We start from the raw sequence: 16,756 nt of genomic DNA, 5'->3' as shown, positions 1-16,756 counted from the left end.
ACCCGGGGTGGCCTCATCCACCTCCGACGCTGCCTGATCCTGGATCGTCAAACAGTCCGCCGGTCGCGCGCAGTCTGGCCTTGCGAGCCGCTGGGCGCACCGGCAGGACGCTTGCGCTCTGGAGATCTTTCTGTGTGACGGTCGGGCCGGCCAGGATCCCTGCGAGCAACTCGGCCTGAGCCGGGGCGAGATCGGTCAGCCGACGTAGCAGGGAGAGTAGTTCGATGAGCTCGCCGGTCCATTCCGGAGGCCAGCTCTCGACATGGATGTCGTCCAGCGGACTGGTCCTCTTGCTGTTCGGTGACGCCTTGCGATAGCCGAACCACTTCTTGACGATCTCCATGCCACCGACGTCGTACGTCCACACTGCCTCGGTCACCGGGCTGAAGGTGCCGTCACCGACGTGCAGTGTCTCCGATTCGGGCTCGTAGCGCATCCGAGCGGGGAGCGTGTCACCGATGTGGGTCACGTACTTCACTTGCCGTGTGTCACCGGGAGCGAACTGGACGCTCCCGGCAGGGCGTCCTGCTGACGGCTCCGCGTACCGGTCGCCGAAAGTAGACGTCCACAGAACTTCCCGGCCGAGTGCCACTGCCTTGTCCCACAGGTCGCTGACGAGAGTGAGGGGCAGGCGTACGCCCGGGGTCAGCAATTCCTCTGTGAATCGCTCGGTGAAGCCGGAATGCCCGGCAACCGCGATGGTGTAGGCCGCCAGGTCGTCCAGGCTGAGGCTCGCACGGTCGAGAGCTCGGGCGAGGTACGGCAGGAAACCGGTGGGAGTATTGGGGGTGCCGTCGGGGTGCAGTAACGGCATGGTGCGGCCCCCACGCCCGTTGAAGTGGTGTGTATCGGGGATCAGGTGTGTCGCCACCACCGCTGGACCCGAGCCGATCTCGTGCGACGACTGCTGGTTGAGGAAGAGTTGGCCGTCTTGGCGGGATGCCCAGAGGTCGGGGCGTGGGTAGTCGAGTGCGCGGTTGTCGGCGATGAGGTACTGGCGGTCGAAGCTGCGCAGCGCCGTGCGTATGAGGTGCGGGGTGGTGCGCGTTTCCTCGACGAGAGGGCGTGTCGGGGAAGCTATGCCTTGTAACGGCTGTCCTCTGTCCGTGAGATTCAGGTCGCGCGTCTCTTTGAAAAGTTCGACCTTCTGCACCGGGTCGGACTCGCGGATCAGCCGTGCCCATCTGCGGCGCAGGATTTCGGCGGAGGGCGCGCTCACCCAGGAGCGGTTGGCCTTGATTCCCGGACTGCCCCATGGAAACAAATCGTTGAGTTCGGGGAAGTCCTCCCAGCCGGACTCCGTGGCTGGAGTCAGTGGGCGTGCTCCTTGCGAATGAGTGTCATGCCATCCGCCGTCGTCAAGATGGATCTGCTTGAGCTGTGCGAATTTGTCGGAGCGTTTCCCGTTCACGGCCCGGTAGTGGATGCGGGCCCGGTGTTCCGGCCCGCGTTCCAGGCCCGCCTTGCGGACGAAGATGTAGATGGCGAGCGGCTGAGCAACTCCTGGGAACACTCTGGTCGCGATCTCGGGGCGCTGGCCTTCGGGGGAGAGGTTGATGACCCAGCCTTCGTCGCAGGTCCGCCGCAGATAGTCCCGCATGCCGCGGCCGCCGGGTCCTGTGGCCCACCCCGACGGGGTGATCAGACAGACCACACCATGTCGGTCCTCGGTGTGGGCGTCGAAGACCTTCCAGGTGGCCCAGCGCCAGAAGTACACGTACATGTTCTTGAGAACGTGTTCGTAGCGGCCGTTGCCCTCATACCGAAAGGCGTCGAGAGCGGGCGGCTCTTTCCCCTCCGGGCGCTTCTCCACCCAGCCGCCGCGGCCCTCCGCCTTGTCGTCGTAGGGAGGGTTCGCGATGGCGGTGGTGACCGCGATGGTCGCCTTGACCTGATTGGCGCGTCTGCGTGAGAGGGAGAGGGCGCCGTATGTCGAGGCCAGGTACTCCTCTTCGGCATAAGGGTTGTCCAGAGTGTCGGTGACAAAAAGGTTGAGCCCGCCCTCGGGCAAAGGGACCTTGTACTTTTTCAGCAGGTCGGATGCCCGTAACTCGGATACTGCGAAGGGCCCCATCTGCAACTCGAAGCCGAACAGTCTTGATGCGAGCCGGGAGATGGCATCGCGGGCCATCGCCGGGCCGTGACGCTCGACGGCCTGCTCGGCGACCCGTTCGATGATCGTATGGAGGAACGTGCCCGTGCCCATGGCGGGGTCGACGATTCTCACGTCGTCCGCCGCGAAGCCCAGCTCCTGATCCAGCCGCCTGCGGAGCACATCCTCCGTGAGGCGGACCATTTCCGCGACGACCTCGCGAGGCGTGTAGTAAGAGCCGCTCTGCTGGCGCAGCTTGGGGTCGTAGACCGTGAGGAAGTGTTCGTACAGGTGGAGGTAGGCATCCCGGTTGCCGTTGCGAATGGCGGCCCAGTCCACCTTGGCGATGGTGCGGGTCAGCAGATCGAGCGTGACAGTGAAGCGTTCGTTGATGTTGTCCGTGAGTAGCTGGAGCGCCTTGCCCATGAGGGCGTGGTCGGCGTCCAGGTGCCGGCCGATCTCGTGGAAGGAATCGGGTTCGAGGGGGATGTTCTCGGTGCGAGCCAGAAGAAGTGCGAAGGTGACGGTCTGTGCGTAGCCGTCGGCGAAGGTGACATCGTCCGCGGAGGGGAACAGATACCGTCGCCAGTCGTTCCTGAGCCCGGTGAAAGGCCGCGCGCGCGTGTCGTGGTCCGGAGCGGTAGATCTGGCCTCGGCGGCAAGCTGCTCCAGCACGGCGCCGCGCAGCAGTCGGCACAACGGGGCGACGTGTTGTACCAGCCGGGCCACCTGCGCGATGGGCTGGGGCTTCCACATCAGGAACTGCTTGAGCAGGACGTCGAAGGCTGCCGGATCGCCGATGGCGAGCTTCTCACCGGTGCTTTTGAGCGAGCCCGAGAAGAAGACCCCGTCGCCGATCTGTCGGCCGTCCCGGAAGAGCCGCCACTCCGTCCCGTTGGAATACAGCAGGTTGGGCAAGTCCCTTAGTTTCTCCCACTGTTCGCGGTTGCTCTTGCCGAAGGTTTCCGGGTCCACGGACAGACCGGGGCGCTTCAACTCGATGTAACCGATGATGTCCTGCCCTGCACGCACCGCGTAGTCGGGCCGCACCCCCAGGTCGGGCAGTCGGTACTCGTCGTGCCAGGTCACCTCGTGCTGTTCGTGGTGTTCGCCGATTGCCTGCAGCAGGTTTTCCAGCGGGCCGCGTATTGCTGCCTCCGGACTGCCGCCGCCCGACAGCTTCTGCTTGCACGAGGCGCCGAACCGTGTCACGGCAGAGCGCAACCAGCCGTACTCGTCTCTCTGCACAGGCCCCCCAGGGCGAGGCCGCCGTCGACGGTGGGTGCAGGCCTCAACTACCTTAGTTTCACGGGGTATTGCAGAAAAGTCAGGGGTGCTGCAGGCCCTTTCCGTTGGGATATGCGGCGCACCGGGCGCACACTTCGGCCCCGTGCTCCCCGGTGTGCGCCCGGCTCACACTCCGGTGTCGAGCAGGAAGGGACTCGGCTCTCCGGACCAAGACACATGCAGTCCGTCCCGAGCTCGGGTGCAGGCAACGAACAACAGGCAGCGCTCCGCCAGCAGGTCCCTCGCGTGCTGGAGACGATCGAATTCAGCAGGCGTCACTGCCTTCGCGTACGGCAGTGTGCCCTCGCTCACGCCGATCGCGGCGACGCACCGGTACTCCAACCCCTTGAAGGAGTGCATCGTGCCGACGTTGACCGCATCCGGATCAGTCGCCGCATTGCCGCTCAGCCGCATGACCGGGACACCGGCGGCTTTGAGTATTGCTGCCGCCTTGTCGCACGTCTTGTTGAAGCGGGCGCTGACCCCGATCTCGCCGGCAGTGACGCCGCTGTCGAGCCGTACACCTCCTGCACGTCCGCGGGGCGCGCCTCGGGTGCCTTGCGTAGCAGGTGGAGTACGAGCTCCTCCAACTCGACCGGTACGTCGGCGCGCAGCTGTCGCAGCGGGGTCGGCGCCGCGTTGACGTGCTGGAACATCAGCAGGAATTCGCCTTCCGCCGTGAACGCCGGCTGACCGCTGAGCAGTTCGTGCAGCATGCACCCCAGTGCGTACAGGTCGGCCTGCGGCGTGATCTGCCGGCCGCGCATCTGCTCCGGGGACATGTACTGGTAGGTGCCGATCGGGCTGCCGGTCGCGGTCAATGTGGGGACGTCGGTCCGCAGGATGGCCGCGATACCGAAATCGACGACCTTCACCGTCGCGTCCCGCACCACGAGGATGTTGCTCGGCTTCAGATCGCGGTGGATGACCGGCACGTCATGCGCGTACGACAGCACGGTCGCCACCTGCGCCGCGACGGCCACGGCCCAGCTGACGGGCAGCAGCTTGCCGGGATGGATATACCCGGTCAGCGGTGCGCCGTTGACCAGTTCCATCACCAGGAACAGATGCTCGTACGTGTCGTCCAGCACCGCGTCGTACACCTGCGGCACGCCCGGGTTGCTGGATCCGCGCCGTGATTCGCGCCTCGCGCTTGAAGCGCTTGGCGAACTCCTCGGCGAGGTGCGCGGAGGTGACGGACTGCCCCTGATCACCTTCACCGCGACGAGCCGGTCCAGTACGGAGTCGTAGCCGCGCCGTACGTCTCCCAGGCCGCCGTGGTTGAGCTCCTCCAGGAGTTCGTAACGTCCCGCGACTGGCTTCTGTGGCACCCGTACCCCCGTCGAGTGGTCTCGCCGACGTGCGGTGGGTCGGCGCCGCTCGGACTGGTGGGGGACAAGTCTCGCGGGTGCTGCGATCTTCCGTCCAGCGGTTGTGCCTTTTACCGGTCAGCGGCGGCCGGGATCGTCAGCCGCGCCCAGACCGTCTTTCCCGGGCCGTCGGCGCGTGGACACCAGCCCCACAGGTCCGCGAGCGCGGCGACGAGGAGCAGGCCGCGGCCGTCGGTTTGGTTGGCCTCCAGGTCGGCGGGGGCCGGGGCGGGGAGCCGTTCACCGCGGGTGTCGGTCACTTCGATCCGTACGGTCGACGTGGCTTCGGTGGTCACTTGGAGGTGAAAGTCGCGGCCAGGGACGTTTCCGTGGCGGACGGCGTTCGCGCACAGTTCGGCGGTGATGAGGGTGAGTACGTCGTGTACGTCGCTGCCGTACGGGATGCCCCAGGCATCGAGCCGTTCACTGCAGAGCCGCCGGGCGAGGCGGGCGCCTCGTGGGGTCGAACTGAAGCGCATGGCGAAGTGGTGGGTGGGGGTGGTGAGTTGGGCGGTGGCTGTGGAGTCGGTCCCCGGGTTACTGGTCATGCCTCCACGCTGACGCCCGTTGATCTGGTGTGACCAGCGGTGATGTGCCGTCACCGGGCGGTTGTACGTGCCGGTATGGGACCTGTACGTGATGTGCGCCCCACGGTTCCGACTGCGGGACCGGTCCACTGGCTCCCGCGGCCTGCTGGCCGAGCGCGCTCGAATATATGAACCCGACCACGACTTGCCCCCGCCACCAGCTGCTAACTTCATGCAATCGGTCAGCCACGTTCTGGTGGAGGACGCAGCCGCCAGAACCGGAAGAACAGGCTCAACGACGGTGCATATTTCGCAGGTTCTGGACAAGATCGATGCCGGAGACATCGCGCTTCCCGAGTTCCAGCGCGGTTATGTCTGGACACGGGACCAGGTACGCGGCTTCTTCCAATCCCTCTACCGCGGGTACCCGATCGGCGGGTTCTTGACCTGGAGCACCAAGGCGGACGGTGTGCAGACCCGCGGCGGAAATTCGGGTCGTGACGGCACGATCCACCTCCTGCTCGACGGCCAGCAGCGCGTGACCACTCTCTACGGTGTCACCCGCGGCAGAGCCCCGAGCTTTTTCGAGGGCAACGCCTCGGCGCTCACCGGGCTGCACTTCAACCTGCAGACGGAAGCCTTCGAGTTCTACGCTCCGGCGAAGATGAAGGACAACCCGATCTGGGTGGATGTCACCGCCCTCTTCCAGAGCGGACTGGCGAGCCAGCTCCTCGCCGTGACCCAGTTGGCGAACGGGGACGCCGACCTCCAGGTCGCCTACATCGAACGCCTGAATCGCATCACCCAGATCAAGGACCGCAGCGTCCACATCGACGAGGTGACCGGCGAGGACAAGACCATTGACGTGGTCGTGGAGATCTTCAACCGGGTGAACTCAGGCGGTACCAAACTCTCCAAGGGTGACCTCGCCCTGGCCGCCATCTGCGCGGCCTGGCCGGCCGCCCGGCCCACCATGAACCGCGCGCTCCAGGACTGGTCGACCGCCGGTTTCGGCTTCAAGCTCGACTGGCTGCTGCGCAACGTCAATGCCGTCATCACCGGTGAGGCGCAGTTCTCCAAGCTCGCCGACGTGGATGTGCCGGCGTTCCAGTCGGGACTCGCCGAGACCATCGACTCCGTCTCGTATCTGCTCAACTCGCTCGGCGGACGACTGGGGCTCGATCACGGCGCCGTGCTCAGCGGCCGCGGGGCCCTCCCCGTGATGAGCCGCCTGCTCCATCATCACAGCGGTTCGTTCCCCGACGCCATGACACGTGACCGCCTCTTCTACTGGTACGTGCACAGCTTCCTCTGGGGGCGCCACACGGGAGCCACGGAGACTGTCCTCAACCAGGACTTGCAGGCTCTCGACGACGGCGGGGTCGACCAGTTGATCAGTGTGCTGCGGCGCAGCCGCGGCGGCCACCTCGAGGTCGGTTGCGACGACTTCGTCGGGTCAAGCATGGGCTCCCGCTTCTACCCGCTGCTCTACATGCTGACGCGGATCTACGGTGCCCAGGACTTCGTCAGCGGCGTCCCTCTGAGAGACGGGATGTTGGGACGGCTCAGCTCGCTTCAGGTGCACCACATTTTCCCCAAGGCACTGCTCTACAAGCACGATTACGGCCGGGCAGAGGTGAACGCCGTCGCCAACTTCTGCTTCCTCACGCAGGACACCAATCTGAAGATCGCGGCGAAGGAACCGGCGGAGTATCTGGCAGAGATCGAGTCGCGCATGCCGGGGGCGCTGGCAACGCAGTGGATCCCGATGGACCCCGACCTGTGGAAACTGTCCAACTACCCCGACTTCCTTGCCGCCCGGCGCGCTCTCCTGGCCCGCGCCGCAAACGAGTTCCTCCAGGGTCTGCACGACGGCCCGTCCCAGGTAGCCCTCGCGGACTCGCGGGCGTCGCTGACCACGACCTCTTCCGCCGCCCCGCCCACCACGGCGAAAGCCGATGCGGCCGACGAGGTCCCCGGCCTCCGTGCACTGCTGTCCGAGCTGCGCGAAGCCGACCTGGCAACACCGGAACTGGACAGCGAGGTCAGCGACCCGCACACCGGAGCCGCCATCACTGTGGCAGCCGCCTTCTGGCCCCAGGGGCTGTGGGCGGATGGCGGTGTGCCTGTCGTCCTGGCCCCCGACACATCCGAGTCAGAACAGGCGGCACTCGAAGCTGGCGACTACCGCATCTTCCACAGCACGGACGCGCTGCGCGGCTACATCCGCAATCTGCGCGCCGAGCAGTGAGCCCTAGGGCGACGGCTCATGGCCAGGCGTAAGGAGTTGCCTCGGGCATTCCTGATCCCCCATTCACGGTGATGCGTGGTGGCGTAGCGTGACCATTGGTGACGCGTCGTCGCGGTTAGGTTTGTACGTGGCGGGGCGGGCGTGTACGTGGCGGGGCGGGCGTGTACGTGCGGGGCGGGGGAGAGGCGGTGGCCGTGTCGGTGGTGAACCTGCGGGGTGAAGAAGACGCGGGGCAGCGGCCGGAGGACGAGCCAGGGTCGGGCGTTGTGGCCGCGTTCGGGCGGCAGTTGAAGCTGTTGAGGGTGCGGGCGGGGCTGGAGCGGGCGGCGTTCGGGAAGCTTGTGGGGTACGCGGGGGAGTCGATCGCGTCGATCGAGCAGGGGCGGCGGATTCCTCAGCCGAAATTTGTGGACCGGGCGGATGAAGTGCTGGATGCCGGGGGTGTGTTGAAGGCGCTTAAGGAGGAGCTGGCGCGGGCGCAGTATCCGGCGTTCTTCAGGGATGTGGCCCGACTGGAAGCCGAGGCGGTGTGCCTGCACGTGTACGCGACCCTGGCGGTGCCGGGCTTGCTGCAGACCGAGGACTACGCGCGCGCCGTGTTCACGATGCGCCGCCCTCTCCTTGACGAAGAGACAGTGGAGCAGCGCATCACAGCCCGGTTGGCACGTCAGGAGATCTTCTTGCGTAGACCGTTGCCGACACTCAGCTTCGTGATCGAGGAGTCGGTCCTGCGGCGGCCGGTCGGCGGGTGGCCGGTACTACAGGGCCAGCTTGAGCAGATCCTTTTACATGGCCAGCGGAGGAACGTAGAGATCCAGGTGATCCCCAATGACCGCACGGAGCACTGCGGGTTGGGCGGGCCGTTCACCTTGATCGAGAACGGTGAGGGGCGGAGGATGGCCTACGTTGAGGTCCAGCGGAACAGCCGTCTGTACACAGAGCGGGCGATGGTGCGGGATGCCGAAGAGCAGTACGGCATCCTTCGAGCGCAGGCCCTGACGCCGCGCGACTCGCTGGCCTTCGTCGAGGGACTTCTGGGAGAGAAATGATCCACCGGGGTGTTGAGCCGACCGTCCCTGAGTCGGCTTGGTTCAAGAGCAGCTACAGCAGCGGCGAGGGCGGCGAATGCGTCGAGGTTGCCGCAGCCCCCGAAGCCGTCCTGATACGCGACTCGAAGCAACTCGCCGGGCCCGTACTGGCCGTTGGGGTAGACGCATGGGCCGGGTTCGTGGCGTTGGCCTCCGGCCGCTGACGCATAGGAGGCCATGATTGGCAGATTTGCGCCAAGCGCTCAGGGCTGTGACCAGGCCTGATGGAATTATCGCGTAGCACAAATCTGCCAATCACTGCTTCGGCCGGGACTACACGTCGTCCAGACCCTCTTTGCTGCGGATCATGCGCCGCGCGCTGCGGTCCAGGTTCGACTTGAAGTTGCGGTCGGCGCCGAAATAGCGCTTGCCGAGGGCGTCGATGGTGGAGACGCGATCGGCCATGTACCCGTTGAACGCCTTGTCGAAGGCGATGTCGAAGTTGTCCTCGTCGTACTTCCCGCCCTTCGCCGACCGCAGCGCCGCCACCACGCCGGCCGTCCTCGCCGGAGTCGGCACCGCCGTCCACCAGGCCATGCCCTGTAGCGATCCTTCGTTCGCGCCGGACACCTAGGGCCTGGACCGACTCTTCGCCGACATCCGCTGGGAGCGGGACGGCATCGCGGCCAAGGCGAGCGCGTCCGGCCGCCTCGACTTCAGTGGCGGCCTCGAGGACTCGGGCGGCCGTGTCGCCGGCGCCACCTTCTACCCCGCGACGGGAGCCGGGACGGAAGATCCGCGGGCTGCGTCCGTGATCCGGGCGTCGGCCGGACGGCAGGCGTCCGGCTCCTCAGTACTTCGCCCGAAGATCCCGCGTTCACCGAACCAACTCGGCACAAACGGAGATTCGTCATGACCAACCCGAACTTCGGTGCTCAGTACGGTCAGGGCCCGCCCGACGAGGGATCCGGGGCGCTTCCTGCGAGCACGAGGCACGAGCGAATGTCGGCGCCGTAAGGAAGTGGAGCTGCTGCATCGGGCTATGGGATTCGCGGCACACTGCTCATGGGCATGAGCAACACCGATGTGGCGCTGTTCTACGGTGTCGCGGGGCGGCCCGAATGCTGCTAAAGGCGGCGCGTGTGACGCCGCTCGGCCGTCGGACAACAGTCCGGTGTGCCGAAGCGGCGTCGGCGCCCCCGGTCGGTACCGGGCATGCCGCGGGGCAGAAAAACCCAGTGCCCCGCCCCCGCCCGGTTCCCTACACTCGCCACACAACGCGCGCCGCACAACACCGTGGCGCGTGCCGTGACGAATGAGGGGAGACGGGCCGTGCGTTACCGCACCGCTGTCGTTGTTCCCCCGTCACGGTACGAGGTGATCCTCGTGTCTCCGTGTGTCCGGTGCCGGCTGCGCGGCCGGAACCGGATGTCCGCGACGAACACCTGACCTCTCTGCCCGCCGGTACCAAGTGAACCGGGCGTGTGCGTCCCCGTGAGCCTGCGTCTTCTCAGGCGTGCCCACGGGCACAGGTCGTCTCGTCCGGGAATCGCGCCGACCCGTTCCGGATCACCCTGAAAGGCCATGGGCCGTGCGTACCGACCTGCACCGAGACCTCACCTCTCCCGCTCACCCTGCCAACCCGCTGACCGCTGTCCGCAATCTGGGCATCCTCGCCCACGTCGACGCGGGAAAGACCACCGTCACCGAGCGGATCCTGTATCTCACCGGGACCACGCACAAGCGCGGTGAGGTCCACGACGGCACGACCGTCACCGACTTCGATTCCCAGGAGCGAGATCGTGGGATCACCATCTTCGCCGCGGCCGTCAGTTGTGCCTGGGACGGCCACCGGATCAATCTGATCGACACCCCGGGGCATGTCGACTTCTCCGACGAGGTGACCCGCTCGCTGCGGGTGCTCGATGGCGCGATCGCGGTGTTCGACGCCGTCGCCGGGGTCGAGCCGCAGAGTGAGTCGGTCTGGCGGCAGGCCGACCGGTTCGGGGTGCCACGGATCGCTTTCGTCAACAAGCTGGACCGCGCCGGTGCGGACCTCGACTCGGCGGTCGAGTCGATCCGGGAGCGGCTGCATCCGGCGCCGCTGGTCGTGCAGTTGCCGATCGGCGCGGAGGACGGGTTCACCGGAGTGGTGGATCTGCTGCGTATGCGGTCGCTGATCTGGGCCGACGGGCGTGACACGGTCGAGGAGGAGCCCGTACCCGAGGCGCTGCTCGACGAGGCGCACCGGCGTCGCCGGGTGCTGGAGGAAGCGGTGGCGGAACTCCACCCCATGGCGCTGGAGGAGTTCTGCGCGGAGTCCACCGTCTCCGCGCAGACCCTGGCGAGCGCGCTGCGCGACCTGACCCGTACCGGTGACGGCGTGGTGGTGTTGTGCGGCTCGGCCTACCGCAACCGCGGTATCGAGCCGCTGTTGGACGCTGTGTCGGCGTATCTGCCCTCGCCGCTCGATGTACCTGCCGTGCGGGGCACTTTCGACGGCAGGGAGCAGGAGCGGGCCGCCGACCCGGCGGCGCCGTTCGCGGCACTGGCTTTCAAGGTGAGCGCGACCGCCACGGGGCGGCTGACGTACCTGCGTGTGTACTCGGGAACGATCCGGAAGGGAGAGGCAGTGTGGGAGGCGGGCGCGCGGCGAACCGAGCGCATCGGGCGGATCCTGCGGGTCCAGGCCGACCGCCACGCCCAGTTGGACCGGGCGGTGGCCGGGGACATCGTCGCGGTGGTCGGGCTGAAGTCGGTCCGTGCCGGGTCGACACTGTGCGCGCCCGGGGCACCGTTGGTTCTCGAACCGCCGACCACGGCTGATCCGGTCGTGTCCGTGGCCGTCGAGGCAGGGGCGAGCAACGACACGGAGCGCTTGGTGTCGGCGTTGACCCGACTGGTCGAGGAGGATCCTTCGCTCGTCGTCCGGACCGATCCCGAGACTGGGCAGACGGTGCTGTCCGGCATGGGTGAACTGCATCTGGAGGTGGCGGTGGAGAAGATCCGGCGCGCCCACGGGCTGGATGTCCGGGTCGGCCGGCCGAGGGTGGCGTACCGGGAGACGGTTGTCCGCGGCGTTGCCGGACTGGTCTACCGGCACGTCAAGCAGGATGGCGGCGCCGGGCAGTTCGCCCATGTCGTGCTCGACGTCGAGCCGTTGGAGGCGGCCGCCGCGGGTGGCGCCGGCGACAGCACCGGTGGCAACGCGACGGGCTTCGAGTTCCGGTCCGCCGTCGTCGGTGGGCGGGTGCCGCAGGAGTACGTCCGCGCAGTGGAGGCGGGCTGCCGGGACGCCCTGGCCGAGGGGCCACTCGGTGGTCACCCGGTGGTCGGGCTGCGTGTCGTCCTCACCGATGGAGCGACCCATCCGAAGGACTCTTCGGAGATGGCGTTCCGGACGGCCGGGCGACTCGCGCTCCGGGAAGCACTGCGCGCCAGTGCGATGGTCCTGCTGGAACCGGTGGCCGAGGTGACGGTCACCGCGCCCGACGAGGCCGTGGGCGGGGTGCTCGGTGACCTGGCGGCGCGGCGCGGCCGGGTCTCGGGCTCGACCGCGCGGGCGGGCACAGTGCTGGTCACCGCCACCGTGCCGCTGACGGAGCTGTTCGGCTACGCGACCCGGTTGCGCAGCCGGACTCAAGGCCGGGGAGTCTTCACCACCCGGCCCACCGGGTACGCCCCGGCACCAAGCACGGCGTCCGACGGGACACCGGCCCGGTAGCCGCAACGACGGTCCCGCCCGAACGCGGGCGGGACCGTCCACGGCGGACATGCCGGTGCGCCCTCAGCGCATCAGCTTCAGCGCCGCATGGGGAGCTGTACATCCTGCGCCGCATGGGGCGCCGTACATGTTGCGCCACTTGGGGTGTCGCACACGCCACGCGATGGGGGGCGCAGCACACGCTGCGCCCCCATCGCGCAGCAAGCTCAGCCCAACACCTCGCGCAACAACCGCGCGCTCTTCACCACCTGGCTCGATCCGGCACGCTGGGCCACCGCCGTGACCTCGGTGATCTCTCCCTTGGCACCGCAGCGCGCGGCGCAGTCGACGGCGAGGGAGAGCAGGAGTGCCGTGCCCCGGACGGGGGTGCCGCGGAGCAGGCCGGGAAGGGCGGCTTCGAGTACGGACCACACGGTGGCGTAGGCACCGGTCTCGGCCGCCGTGCGCAAGGCGTCGCTCACTCGGTTGATGCCCGGCCAACCGTCGTTCAGCAGGGCTTCCAGTTGTCGTCCGAGCAGGCCTGTGTCCAACTGCCTCCGTGCGGCGAGTACCAGCAGGGCGTCGACCACCGCATCGCGGTCCAGTTGCCAGATCAATCCGAACGCCAGCGCCAGGTGCACCGAGTAACCCGCCGGACCGCCCGACTCCGCGACGAACGGCAGATTGCCGGGCCACCCCTTTTGGGACATCCGCGATTCGAAGTAGTCGCGTGCCATCATCTCCTCGCGGTGGTGCGGCAATTGCGCCACCCAGAAGGGTGCCATCGGGTCGGCGAGGCCGTTGTTGCCGAGGTACGGGCCGACCAGGGCGGCGGCGACCGGCGGCAGCGGGGGATCGATGACGACTCCGGGGCGTGCGGGCGTCCACCACCCCTGCGACGCGGGCTTCGGCGGCTTGCAGTGCGGCCAGCCCTTCGGCTCCGAATCCTGATGGGGCAGGCCGCCCTCGCGCAGCCAGCGTGCCAACCGCTGTCCGGCGTCGGAACCGAGCGCCTCAGCCGCGCGCAGCACCTCCTTGTCCGGCGTCGGGGTGACGCGCAGCAGAGCCTGGGCCAGGTCGATGGGCGCGGGGGTGACGCCGAGCCCGTCGAGCGTCGAGATCCGCTCCACGAGTACGGCGGCGTCCAGCGCGCCGGTGGCGAGGGTCGGCACGGCCAGCAGAAACGGCTGCGTGCCGGACTCGATGATCTCCATCGCCTCGGTCAGGCGTGCCGCGAGCATCGAGCCGGCCAGGGAGTAGGTGCGGCTCGGGCCGGCCTGGTGGAGGTGGACGGCCCGGTGCATCATGACGGCCCGTCTCCGCGGCTCGTCGCCCCGCACCACGCCCGCCACGTCGTAGAGGTCGGCCGGTATCCAGTCGACATTGCTCTTCGGTTCCCTGCGCATGACCGGCTTCAGCGCCTGGGCCAGTGCGGTCCGGTCGAGGTGGGCGTGCCGCACCAGTCCGTCCAGGGCACGCTCGAACGCCACCACGTCCTGGTCGTTCGCGACGACGGCCGCGACCTCCTGCGCGACTTCGACGGCGGTACCGATGGCGCCCGGTACCGGGCGGGGCTGGGGCACAGCGGGCAGCACGTCCGCGTACGGCTGCCCGGTGACGGCGTCCTGGGACGCGCCGAGCGGTTCGTTCGTGCCGAGCGGTTCGGTCGTGTCGAGCGATTCGGTCGTGCCGAGCAGTTCGGCGGCCCGCGCCGAGAGCCCCGGGCTGAGCTGTGCGGCGGCCGTCCGCAGCTCCGGCAGCACCGAGTCGTCGGCGGCCTTGAGATGTTTCGCGACCAGCTTGAGCGCCTGCTCCTGGAGTGTCATCTCCCGGTGGCCGAACGTCGTCGCCGCGTCGACCAGGGCCCCGCCCGCCCGCGCCGGATCCCGTCGCGCCACCCGGCCGAGCCAGCCGAGTTGGGTGCGCACCAGTTTCTTCTCCGGGCGGAGCAGAATCCGTTCGCACGCCTCGGTGAGCAACTCGGGCTCCAGCAGCCCGGCCTCGTCCAGCCCGGTCAGCACTTCCTGGGCGTACGTGGCGACAGGCAACGACCGGTCGAGCAGCGCCAGATGGTCCCTGACCACGAGAGCCTTCTCGGCCGTCGTGGAGGCCAGGGCCCGCAGGAACACCAGGAAGGGCGCGATCTCCCTGCGCGTACCGTCTTCGAGGAGACGCCCGAGAAGATGGTCGACAAGCGCGGCGCGTTCGCGGGCCACCCCGGCGTGTTCGGCAGGGGTGAGCGCGAGTGCTTCCAGCGTGACCACCGCCTGCGTCCCGTGCGGCGGATCGCCGACCATGTCCGCGAAGAGGTTGTGGATCAGCTCGTCACGGTCCACGACGCCTTCGGCGGCGAGGCCGATGAGCGCTTTCAGCGGCCGTTGCCACGTGTGCCAACTGAAGACGAGGGGCCCCGGTCGGGCCACGGCCAGGGGGAGGAGTTTCGGGGTGAAGTCGTCCGCGCGCAACCGCTCCAGGAAGTCGGCACCCGGCGCTCCGCCCAGCACCCGAGGGCGCCGCTCCCGGCTGTCGGCGCGGTCGTACAGCCAGGCCAGGACGAACTCGTGCGAGGCCGGTAGTGGACAGCCGGTGTCGCGGACGAGGTGTTCGGTGACCGCGAACACCGCGCCGGCGGTCGTCGCCTGTTCGCCGAGGCGCGCGACCAACTCGGTCCGCCATGCGACGGGGTACAGGCCCAGGAGGTCCACTGTCCAGGTGTCCATCGTGAAGTACGGGTTCGTCCGGATCCAGACCGCCGTAGCCTCGGGGGTGACCTGACACCCCAGTCGGGCGGCGTACAGGGCGATCCGCTCCTCCTCCGTGTTCTCACGCCGGGCGATGACCTCGAAGAGACCTGTCAACTCGGTTGCGCACGCCCTTCGCTGATTCGGCGTCAGCGCACCCAGTTCCCGTACCACTCCGGCGACATCGCCGGCTTCCACAAGTTCGACCAGCTTCATCGTGCCGCCTCCGTCGCCGTGTCCCGGACCATGCGCACCGCGAGCACGTGCGTGCACGGCCCACGTCCTCCCCGGTACTTCGCCCACCACAGACACGTACAGCTCAGTTGTCCCGTGTCTTCGGCGCGAACGAGATGGCTGCGGTCGCCCTTGCCGACCGACGCCAGTGCGCCGTCCAGCCGTACGGCCCCGTCCGCGACCAGCGCCCGCGCGCGCCGCAGCCTGGGGTTGCGCGCCTCCGCATCGCCCGCCGAGTACGGCAGGTGCCGGTGGAAGTACGCCTCCTCCGCGAGGTCGTAGCCGACCTGGCCGGACGCCCCCAGCACCGTCAGCGCGGCGCGCACCCGCTCGGGAGGCAGGTCGGCCTGCCGGGACAGCTCGGCAACGTCGACCCGCGGTTCCCAGGCCAGCAGTGCCGAGACCAGGTCCGCGTCGTCCGCCGCCGACCCGTTGGCGAGGTCGTGGAGCACGCCGCCCTCGCCGGAGAAACCGCGCGAGGCGTTCTGGGAGAGCATCAACGTCAGCCTCATGCCGGGCAGTTCGACCTCCCACGCGACGGCCGTGGCCTGCCCGTCCGTGACGTCCGGGGCGTACACCCGCAGGGTCGTCGCGTGCCGCAGCACCTGTTGAAGCGCCAGCAGTCGCTCGGGACCGGGCAGACACACGGCACCCGGCGCCGGCCTGCTCACGGGACGCAGAGTGCCGCCCGCCGGCACCACCCAGCGCGTCGTACGGGGACTTGACTGGCGGGTGGGCCGTGGCAGCGTCCGCAGGAAGGCGGCCGCCTCCGCGGCGGGTACCTCGGCCCGCAGGGTGAAGCCCGCCGCGAGTACCTGTGCCTCGGCGAAGCCGCGCAACCAGCGCTCCGGCAGCGGGACTTGTTTCTCCACGAATCGGCCGTCGAAGGTGGTGACCTCCAACTCGCCTGGTCCGACGGCGAGTTGCAGTGGATCCAGCCCGCCGAGCCTGGTGAGCGCCCGCCGGAGGGGGAAGTTGATGTCGACGTTGGTCGTGCCGTGCCCGATGTCGTCGCCGTCGAGGGCGGGCGCGAGCAGGTCGAGGCGGGCGTAGGCGCCGCAGCAGCCGGAGAAGGACTCCATTCGCAGCCGGTCACCGTCGGCCGTCACCACCGGGTCCAGGGAGGCCGGCGCGGCAGGCTGGTAGTAACGGGTGGCCGCGACGTCGGCGACCGTGAGCAACGCCGCCGCCGCGGCGACCGGCGCCGTCAGGAAGCCGCTGAAGAACCGCGGATGGGCCGCCTCGCCGGACGGTGTGGCACCGCCGGAGGTCTCCAGCGCGAGGGTGCGCCGCCCGGCCGTGGACTCGTGCACGGCCGACGGGTGTAAGTAGGCGTAGGACTGTATGTGTGAGGTCACGCGGACACGTTACGACCGAGCAGTGACAGGACGACGAGAGCCGTCAAGTGGCCGACCGCGACACGGACTTGGCCGACCGAATGCGCCGAGCACCGGCACGCCGCCTCAGTCACGGGCCGGTGCGTCCGCATCCACGGGGTTGACCGGGAGCGCGACCGTCATCGC

At 68.4% G+C, this 16,756-nt stretch carries 10 protein-coding genes and 1 pseudogene; 4 read left to right on the top strand and 7 right to left on the bottom strand.

What is annotated here, in order from left to right:
- Positions 1-13: 13 nt before the first annotated feature.
- From AB0N66_RS34940 to AB0N66_RS34925, 4 genes and pseudogenes are all read right to left on the bottom strand, one after another.
- Complete coding sequence (locus AB0N66_RS34940) at positions 14-3,340, bottom strand: type ISP restriction/modification enzyme (protein WP_365442641.1); 3,327 nt, start codon at positions 3,338-3,340, stop codon at positions 14-16.
- A 165-nt stretch (positions 3,341-3,505) separates the two neighbouring features.
- Positions 3,506-3,895, bottom strand: a pseudogene (locus tag AB0N66_RS34935) (3'-5' exonuclease); the annotation flags it as partial.
- Entirely contained in the window at positions 3,784-4,710 is a 927-nt protein-coding gene (locus AB0N66_RS34930; protein ID WP_365442639.1) for a serine/threonine-protein kinase, read from the bottom strand. The pseudogene AB0N66_RS34935 and the gene AB0N66_RS34930, both read right to left, overlap by 112 nt.
- Positions 4,711-4,820: 110 nt before the next feature.
- Positions 4,821-5,297 (bottom strand): ATP-binding protein, encoded by a 477-nt coding sequence (locus AB0N66_RS34925; protein ID WP_365442637.1) that lies wholly within the window; start codon positions 5,295-5,297, stop codon positions 4,821-4,823.
- A 280-nt stretch (positions 5,298-5,577) separates the two neighbouring features.
- Between AB0N66_RS34925 and AB0N66_RS34920 the strand changes: the two genes are divergently transcribed.
- The 3 genes from AB0N66_RS34920 to AB0N66_RS34910 all read left to right on the top strand — a co-directional run bounded on the left by AB0N66_RS34920 (position 5,578) and on the right by AB0N66_RS34910 (position 8,779).
- On the top strand, positions 5,578-7,527 hold the full coding sequence (locus tag AB0N66_RS34920; RefSeq protein WP_365442635.1) for a DUF262 domain-containing protein: 1,950 nt from the start codon (positions 5,578-5,580) through the stop codon (positions 7,525-7,527).
- Positions 7,528-7,715: 188 nt separating this feature from the next.
- Positions 7,716-8,576, top strand: coding sequence for a helix-turn-helix transcriptional regulator (locus AB0N66_RS34915; protein ID WP_365442633.1), 861 nt, complete (start codon positions 7,716-7,718; stop codon positions 8,574-8,576).
- Positions 8,573-8,779, top strand: a complete 207-nt coding sequence (locus AB0N66_RS34910) for a DUF397 domain-containing protein (protein ID WP_365442631.1) — start codon at positions 8,573-8,575, stop codon at positions 8,777-8,779. Before AB0N66_RS34915 ends, AB0N66_RS34910 begins: the two co-directional genes overlap by 4 nt.
- A 109-nt stretch (positions 8,780-8,888) precedes the next feature.
- Here the strand turns inward: AB0N66_RS34910 and AB0N66_RS34905 are convergent, their stop codons facing one another.
- A complete protein-coding gene (locus tag AB0N66_RS34905) occupies positions 8,889-9,152 on the bottom strand; it encodes a hypothetical protein (RefSeq protein ID WP_365442629.1) in 264 nt (87 codons plus the stop codon).
- A gap of 1,006 nt (positions 9,153-10,158) precedes the next feature.
- Between AB0N66_RS34905 and fusA the strand changes: the two genes are divergently transcribed.
- Entirely contained in the window at positions 10,159-12,279 is a 2,121-nt protein-coding gene (fusA, locus tag AB0N66_RS34900) for an elongation factor G (RefSeq protein WP_365442770.1), read from the top strand.
- Positions 12,280-12,485: 206 nt separating this feature from the next.
- On the opposite strand, the gene AB0N66_RS34895 is transcribed toward fusA, so the two are convergent.
- Positions 12,486-15,215 carry a DUF6493 family protein gene (locus AB0N66_RS34895; RefSeq protein WP_365442627.1) on the bottom strand — a complete coding sequence of 910 codons (2,730 nt, stop codon included), beginning with the start codon at positions 15,213-15,215 and terminating at the stop codon, positions 12,486-12,488.
- Entirely contained in the window at positions 15,212-16,591 is a 1,380-nt protein-coding gene (locus tag AB0N66_RS34890) for an SWIM zinc finger family protein (RefSeq protein WP_365442625.1), read from the bottom strand. The genes AB0N66_RS34895 and AB0N66_RS34890 overlap by 4 nt, the downstream gene beginning before the upstream one ends.
- Between the last annotated feature and the right edge of the window lie 165 nt (positions 16,592-16,756).

The sequence above is a fragment of the Streptomyces sp. NPDC093544 genome, from assembly GCF_040683495.1.
Taxonomy (GTDB): domain Bacteria; phylum Actinomycetota; class Actinomycetes; order Streptomycetales; family Streptomycetaceae; genus Streptomyces.
Note: the sequence above shows the minus strand (reverse complement) of the source record. Positions and strands in the feature narration are given on the sequence as shown.

What these genes read in the sequence shown, in the direction of transcription:
- AB0N66_RS34925 (WP_365442637.1), bottom strand. Translation starts at nt 5,297, where the DNA reads ATGACCAGTAACCCGGGGACCGACTCCACAGCCACCGCCCAACTCACC.
- AB0N66_RS34910 (WP_365442631.1), top strand. Translation starts at nt 8,573, where the DNA reads ATGATCCACCGGGGTGTTGAGCCGACCGTCCCTGAGTCGGCTTGGTTC.
- AB0N66_RS34905 (WP_365442629.1), bottom strand. Translation starts at nt 9,152, where the DNA reads ATGGCCTGGTGGACGGCGGTGCCGACTCCGGCGAGGACGGCCGGCGTG.
- AB0N66_RS34895 (WP_365442627.1), bottom strand. Translation starts at nt 15,215, where the DNA reads ATGAAGCTGGTCGAACTTGTGGAAGCCGGCGATGTCGCCGGAGTGGTA.